Source organism: Methylobacterium sp. WL18, from assembly GCF_008040015.1.
Lineage (GTDB): Bacteria > Pseudomonadota > Alphaproteobacteria > Rhizobiales > Beijerinckiaceae > Methylobacterium > Methylobacterium mesophilicum.
Genome location: NZ_VRVD01000248.1, coordinates 1 through 6623, shown reverse-complemented (window position 1 = coordinate 6623; position 6623 = coordinate 1). Strand labels below are relative to the sequence as shown.

Here is a 6623-nt window from a genome sequence, read left to right as displayed (position 1 = left end):
CCCCTTGAGCGCCCGATAAGCCGCCACGCCCGCCGCCAGGTCCGCCCGCAGCCGCCGCTCGTCGCCGAGGTCGTGGAGGGCGTAGGTCAGGCCGAGGATGTGGGAGGCCTCGTAGCCCTCCGGCAGCTCGCCGGCGCTGCCGAGGGTGATGGACCGGTTCGGCAGGCGCTCGGCGAAGTCGGCGAGGCGTACGCGCAGGGCATCCCCGCTGGTGCGCAGGTAGGCCTCGGCGCGCGGCCCGTGCTCGCGGATCGCGGCCACGGTCCCCTGCGCCAGGGACAGGTGGACGACCGGGCGGTGCGCCGGGAACAGGTAGACGAGGTAATAGCCCCGCGTCGCGCTGGTCGTGACGGCCGGGTCGAACACCGCCAACCACGGGACGGCGGCCCAACGGGTGCCCCGGCCGGGACTGCCCTTGACGAAGAACGGTCCGTCGATCGGGTCGAGGGCCGCCCGCAGCTCATCCGGCGCACCGCGCCGGATCACCGCCGCGAGGGGATGCCCGGCTGGGGGGTCGAGGCGGGCGAGCGGGTATTCCTCGACGATCCGGCGCAGGGCGTGGCCGAGGCTCACCCGCCCGCCGGCATCACGCCGGTACCTGCTCGATGGATGTCGGCTCCGTCTCCGGCGTCTGGTTGCGGCCATGGCGGAAGTTGGAGAGCGCCTGATAGGTCTTGAGCCGTGCCCGCATCAGCGAGCCCAGGGGGCGATGCGCCGCCAGGCTGTGGGCCGGCCGGAAGGACAGCACGTCGTCGGCGTAGCGCGTCCGAGCCTCGGATCGGGCATCCTGGGCCGGCAGGACGAGCCGCGCCACGGTGCGGTAGGGACTGGCCGCCTCGTTCCAGCGCTTCGATGCATCCTCGACCGGCATGTCGTCGAGGTTCGTGCAAAGTTGGACGCGGAGTTCGAAGACGGCCGCATCGCCCGCGAAGAAGGCACCGACCGCGTGCCGGAACGCGTCCGGGTCCTGGCCCGGATGCAGCTCCTCGTCCGCCAGGGCCTGCTGCCGCGCGCCGGCCGGGAAGGCCGCGATCTTCGCGACATGATCACCGTAGCGGAGCGCGGCCTGGGAATAATACGGCTCGGCCAGCGGGTGCAGAGGCTGGTGTCCGAAGAAGTCCAGCAGCGCCGAACTCTCGCCGGTCGCCGCCTTCACCACCGCGTCGGCCGCCCTTGCGATGTGAGACACAACGGACTTGACGGCCTCCGGCGCCTTCGTGCCGGCTTCCAGTTGCTTCATGCTGCCCAGGAAGCCCTTGGCGTCCGGGTTCGGGAAGACCGGGCCGGTGGCGAGCACGAAATCCTGCGTGGCGGCGCCGTGACCGGGCAGCGTCTCACCCAGGACGCCCAGCACCTTGATCGCCATGCCCCGATGGGTCGAGACGCTGTCCTTGAGCAACTCCCCCGGCCCCTGCGCGAAGCGCACGATCACCGGATAGCTGCCACCTTTGGCGAACAGGCCCTGCTTCAGCTCGGGCGGGAGGTCGTCAGCCACCTGAAGCTCGCCCGTGACCACGCCACTGACCTTGGCGTGCGACGCCCGCACCGCATGCCCGTAGCGCGCGGCCGTCGTCTCGCTCTCGCGGGTCATCGACGCGATGATCGCGTCGATCGTCTCGGACTCGTCGGGCGCGGGCGTCTCGATGCCGTCGTGGTAGCGGAGGTAGGTCTCGGCCAAGGTCTCTGATCCCGATCGCCTCTATCGACGTCCAACCGCCGGGCCGTTCGTCGGGTTCGGGCCTCGCGATCAGGCAATCGGTCGCGCCAGGACCCCGCCGGTCATCGGCTCGCGCACCCCGGTGGTCGGCGGGAAGGTGATCGGCAGGCCTCGCAGGGAGCGCACCGCCAGATACGCGAAGGCCTGCGCCTCCAGGTAGGCCGACGACCATCCGATGGCGTCCGCGGTCGTGATCTCGGAGCGCAGGTGATAGTTCAGGAGCCGTACCAGCTCGCCGTTGCGCGCGCCGCCGCCCGCCACGATCCAGCGGGTCGGGATCTCCGGGGCGTGGTCCAGGGCCCGGGCCACCGCCCGCGCCGTGAAGGCCGTGAGCGTCGCGGCGCCGTCCTCCGTGGAAAGCTGACCGGCCAGCTTGTGCGAGAACCAGTTCCGGTCGAGGGATTTCGGCGGGCGGCGGAAGAAGAACGGGTGCATCAGCAGCCAGGCGAGCAGCGGCTCGTCGGCGCGGCCGCGGGCGGCGGTGCGGCCGCCATCGTCGAGGTTCTTGCCCTCGCGCTCCTGCATCCACTCGTCGATCAGGGCGTTGCCGGGGCCGGTGTCGAAGGCGATCACGCCGCCCTTCGAATCGATCAGCGTGGCGTTGGCGACGCCGCCGATGTTGAGGATGCCGAACGGTCCGTCGAAGCCCGAGGCCTCGGCCAGCGCCTTGTGGAACACCGGCACCAGCGGCGCGCCCTGCCCCCCGGCCTCGATGTCCGCCCGGCGCAGGTCGGAGACCACCGGGATGCCGAGCCGGGTGGCCAGCGCCTGGCCGTCGCCGATCTGGATCGAGATGCGCTGGTCCGGCCGGTGGATCACGGTCTGGCCGTGGAAGCCGATCACGTCGATGTCGCGCGCGTTCAGGCCGTTCTCGGCGAGGAAGCGCTCCACGGCTTCGGCATGGGCCTGGGTGACGAAGGCCTCCGCCTCGGGCAGCCGCCCGGGCCGGTCGCCCGGATGGAGCACCGATTCCGCATCCTTGGTCGCCACCCGCAGCAGCGCCTTCTCCTCGTCGGAATAGCCGCGATAGCCGGTCGGCCCCATCGGCTCGAGGAAATTGTTGTGCCCTCGGACGACGTGGACCCGCTCGCCGTCGGTCTCGATCAGCGCGATGTCGACGCCGTCCAGCGAGGTGCCGCTCATCAGTCCGATCGCGCGCATCATCGCCATTGTGCTCGACCCCGTGCCTTTCGGCGAACGCCCTGCTAAGAGCGCGCCGTATCCTGAACCCCAGCGCGAGCTAGCACGCAGAGCCTCGGCCTGTCGCGCCGGCTCGTGACCCGAGACCGCAGCCATGAATGCCGAGAGCTTCGCGCCGAAATCCGACTTCCTGCGGATCCTCACCGAGCGCGGCTATATTCACCAGACCTCCGATCTCGCCGGGATCGATGCCGCGGCGCTCGAAGGGCGGCTGACGACCTACGTCGGCTACGATTGCACGGCGCCCTCGCTCCATGTCGGGCACCTGCTGTCGATCATGATGCTGCACTGGCTGCAGGCCACCGGGGGCAAGCCGATCGCCCTCATGGGCGGCGGCACCACCCGGGTCGGCGACCCGTCCGGTCGCGACGAGAGCCGCAAGATCCTGACCGTCGAGCAGATCGACGCCAACAAGGCCGAGATCCGCAAGACCTTCGACCGGTTCCTGAGATTCGGCGAGGGCGCCGGCGACGCCGTGATGGTCGACAACGCCGAGTGGCTGACCAAGCTCAATTACATCGAGATGCTGCGCGACATCGGCCGGCATTTCTCGGTGAACCGCATGCTGTCGATGGACAGCGTCCGCATGCGCCTGGAGCGCGACCAGGAACTGTCGTTCCTGGAATTCAACTACATGATCCTGCAATCCTACGACTTCGTGGAGCTGAACCGCCGCTACGGCTGCACCCTGCAGATGGGCGGCTCGGATCAGTGGGGCAACATCGTCAACGGCATCGATCTCGGCCGGCGCATGGGCACGCCCCAGCTCTACGCCCTGACCTGCCCGCTGCTGACCACCTCTTCGGGCGCCAAGATGGGCAAGACCGCCGCCGGCGCGGTCTGGCTCAACCCGGACATGCTCAAGCCGTATGATTACTGGCAGTTCTGGCGCAACACCGAGGATGCGGACGTGGTTCGCTTCCTGAAGCTGTTCACCTTGCTGCCGATGGAAGAGATCGCGCGGCTCGCGGCGCTGGCCGGCTCCGAGATCAACGCGGCCAAGACGGTGCTCGCCACCGAGGCCACGGCGCTGATGCACGGCCGCGAGGTGGCGGAAGCCGCCGCCGAGACCGCCCGGAAGACGTTCGTCGAAGGCACCCTCGCGACGGATCTCCCCAGCGTCACCGTTCCGGCCGCCACCCTCGAAGCCGGACTCGGCGTGCTCACCGCGTTCGGGCCGGACATCGCCAAGCTGGTGCCCTCGACCAGCGAGGCGCGCCGCCAGATCAAGGGCGGCGGGCTGCGGGTGAACGATGTCGCCGTGACGGACGAGAAGGCGGTGCTGACGCCGGCGGACCTGACCCAGGACGGGGTGATCAAGCTGTCCTTCGGCAAGAAGCGTCACGTGCTGCTGCGGACGGCGTAGGGCAAGATCGGGTTTCCAAAGGGCCTCCGGCCCAGCCCTTTCAGGATGTTGGGCTGAGGGCCAGGACACGGCGTCGAGCCGGTCTGCACCGCCCCCCTTTCCCGGGCGCATGCAGCGCCAGCGGAATGCGACCCGGGACCCAGCACACCACTGCGCGAAGCGTCCGTCCGATCGACCTGTGCCGCTGGCGCGGCGCTTCGTGTGCTGGGTCCCGGATCAGGTTCCGCTTCGCTTCACCTGCCCGGGAAAGGGGCGCGCGTGAGCTGCTCAGGAGCGCTGATCCCACGACACGCCCGTGGCCAAACACCTTGAAAGGGCTGGGTCCGTAACCGTTTGAAACCCGGACTTGTCGATCCGACCCTTACGGATCCAACCCTTCCGCGGCCCGACGTGCCGCGCGCACCTTCTCCACCCGGGCCACCGAGAACACCGAGGCCTCGTAGAGGATCAGCATCGGCAGCGCGAGCGAGAGCTGGGAAATGACGTCCGGCGGGGTCAACACCGCGGCCACGACGAAGACGAGAACGATCGCGTAGCGGCGCTTCTCGCGCAGGAAGGCTGCGTCGATGATGCCGATCTGGCCGAGCAGGGTCAGGATCACCGGCAACTGGAACGCGATGCCGAAGGCGAAGATCAGCGTCATGATCAGCGAGAGGTACTCGTCGACCTTGGGCAGCAGCTTGATCGTCGGCTCGCCGGCCACGCCGACCTGCTGCAGCGACACCGAGAACTTGATCAGCAGCGGCATCGCCAGGAAGAACACCACCAGCGCGCCGAGGATGAAGAAGATCGGCGTGGCCACGAGGTAGGGCAGGAACGCCTTGCGCTCGTTCCGGTACAGGCCCGGAGCCACGAAGGCGTAGATCTGCGTGGCGATCACCGGGAAGGCCAGGAACGCGGCGCCGAACACGCTGAGCTTGATGTTGGTGAACACCTGCTCGAGGAAGTGCGTCGCGATCAGCTCGGCGTTCTGGACCCCCACGATCGAGACGTAGGGATAGACCAGGATGTTGTAGATATCCCGGGAGAAGAAGAAGCAGCCGAAGAACATCACCACGAAGGCTGCCAGCGACTTGATCAGCCGCGCGCGCAATTCGATCAGATGTTCGAGCAGCGGCGCTCGTGACGCTTCGATCTCGGCCTCGTCGGCGTCGCTCATCATCGGGCAGTGGCGCCGTTCTTCGGATCCAGGGGAGCGTCGTGCGGGGTCGGAGGTTCGGGCGGCGGGCCGTAGGGATCGTCGACCGAGCCGGGAACCGGGAGCGGGGCCTCGGGCGGGGCGGCGTGCGGCACCGCATCGGTATGCGGCGCAGCCTCGGCCGCAGCCGGTTCTGCGTTGGCCGGTGCGACTGCGTCCTGCTCGGCCTTGAGCTGAGCGGTGGCGTCGGCCAGGGAGCGCGCGTCCGCGGCCGGCTTCTCGGGGCCCAGGGGCTCGGAACCCTGGCGGGCGGCGACCCGGCCCTCGACCGCGCCTTTCAATTCGTCCCGGATCGTCTGGACCGGATTGAACCCGGAACTCGCGGTGCGGACCGTGTTGCGGATGCCGTCGACCTCCTTGCGGACTTCGTCGAGTTCGGCTTCGCGGATCGCCTCATTGAATTGCATCTGAAACTCGCCGGCCATGCGGCGCAGTTTCGTGGTGATCTGCCCGACGGTGCGCAGCGCCTTCGGCAGGTCCTTCGGCCCGATGACGATGAGGGCGACGCCGCCGATCAGCATCACCTCGCCCCAGCTCATGTCCAGCATGTCGTCGACGGTCCCGCTGCCCTGGGATCCGGACCTCGATCCGAACCCCGTCAGGCTCTACACCACAGCGCGCGCCCTGACAGTCCTCAGACCGGCTTGCGCTCGCCGCCGGGCAGATGGCTCGCCGGAACCGCGGTCCCGGGGCTCGTCTCGGCGGTGTGGGGGATGGTGCGGACCGGCTCGTTCGGCGGAGCGACCGGCTGGCTGCTGGCCGGCGGCGTCTCGTCCTCGGCCATGCCCTTCTTGAACGCCTTGATGCCCTTGGCGACGTCGCCCATCAGGTCCGAGACCTTGCCGCGTCCGAACAGCAGCATGACGATGACGGCAACGATGACCCAGTGCCAGATACTCATGCTGCCCATGGCAACCTCCTGCGTGCGCCCACCTGGCCGCGCCCACTTGCCTGCGCTCCCCTGAGGGAGCGGGACGCCACGACCGGTTGAAGAATTCCGGGCGAACCTAGGGATCGGACCGCCCGAACACAAGCAGAGGCGGCATCAGGGACGGTGGATGCCCGCGGTGGAAGGCCGCGGATCAGGCGGCGGTGGCGAGCGCGGCGGCGAACCGGGCCCGGGCTTCGGGCACGTCGAGCCC

At 69.2% G+C, this 6623-nt stretch carries 7 protein-coding genes; 1 reads left to right on the top strand and 6 read right to left on the bottom strand.

Annotation, left to right across the window (positions count from 1 at the left end):
- The 3 genes from FV228_RS17100 to FV228_RS17090 all read right to left on the bottom strand — a co-directional run.
- The coding region (locus FV228_RS17100; protein WP_147855726.1) for a DUF3578 domain-containing protein at nucleotides 1-573 on the bottom strand (573 nt) is incomplete at its 3' end.
- Nucleotides 574-586: 13 nt separating this feature from the next.
- A complete protein-coding gene (locus FV228_RS17095) occupies nucleotides 587-1678 on the bottom strand; it encodes a catalase family protein (RefSeq protein ID WP_147855725.1) in 1092 nt (363 codons plus the stop codon).
- Nucleotides 1679-1747: 69 nt separating this feature from the next.
- Nucleotides 1748-2887, bottom strand: coding sequence for an anhydro-N-acetylmuramic acid kinase (locus tag FV228_RS17090; RefSeq protein ID WP_147855724.1), 1140 nt, complete (start codon nucleotides 2885-2887; stop codon nucleotides 1748-1750).
- Nucleotides 2888-3011: 124 nt separating this feature from the next.
- Between FV228_RS17090 and tyrS the strand changes: the two genes are divergently transcribed.
- A complete protein-coding gene (tyrS, locus tag FV228_RS17085) occupies nucleotides 3012-4283 on the top strand; it encodes a tyrosine--tRNA ligase (protein ID WP_147855723.1) in 1272 nt (423 codons plus the stop codon).
- Between the two features lie 361 nt (nucleotides 4284-4644).
- On the opposite strand, the gene tatC is transcribed toward tyrS, so the two are convergent.
- The 3 genes from tatC to FV228_RS17070 form a co-directional block, all read right to left on the bottom strand.
- Nucleotides 4645-5445 (bottom strand): twin-arginine translocase subunit TatC, encoded by an 801-nt coding sequence (tatC, locus tag FV228_RS17080; protein ID WP_147855722.1) that lies wholly within the window; start codon nucleotides 5443-5445, stop codon nucleotides 4645-4647.
- Nucleotides 5442-6029, bottom strand: coding sequence for a Sec-independent protein translocase protein TatB (gene tatB, locus FV228_RS17075; protein WP_147855721.1), 588 nt, complete (start codon nucleotides 6027-6029; stop codon nucleotides 5442-5444). The genes tatC and tatB overlap by 4 nt, the downstream gene beginning before the upstream one ends.
- An 86-nt stretch (nucleotides 6030-6115) precedes the next feature.
- A complete protein-coding gene (locus tag FV228_RS17070; RefSeq protein WP_147855720.1) occupies nucleotides 6116-6391 on the bottom strand; it encodes a twin-arginine translocase TatA/TatE family subunit in 276 nt (91 codons plus the stop codon).
- Between the last annotated feature and the right edge of the window lie 232 nt (nucleotides 6392-6623).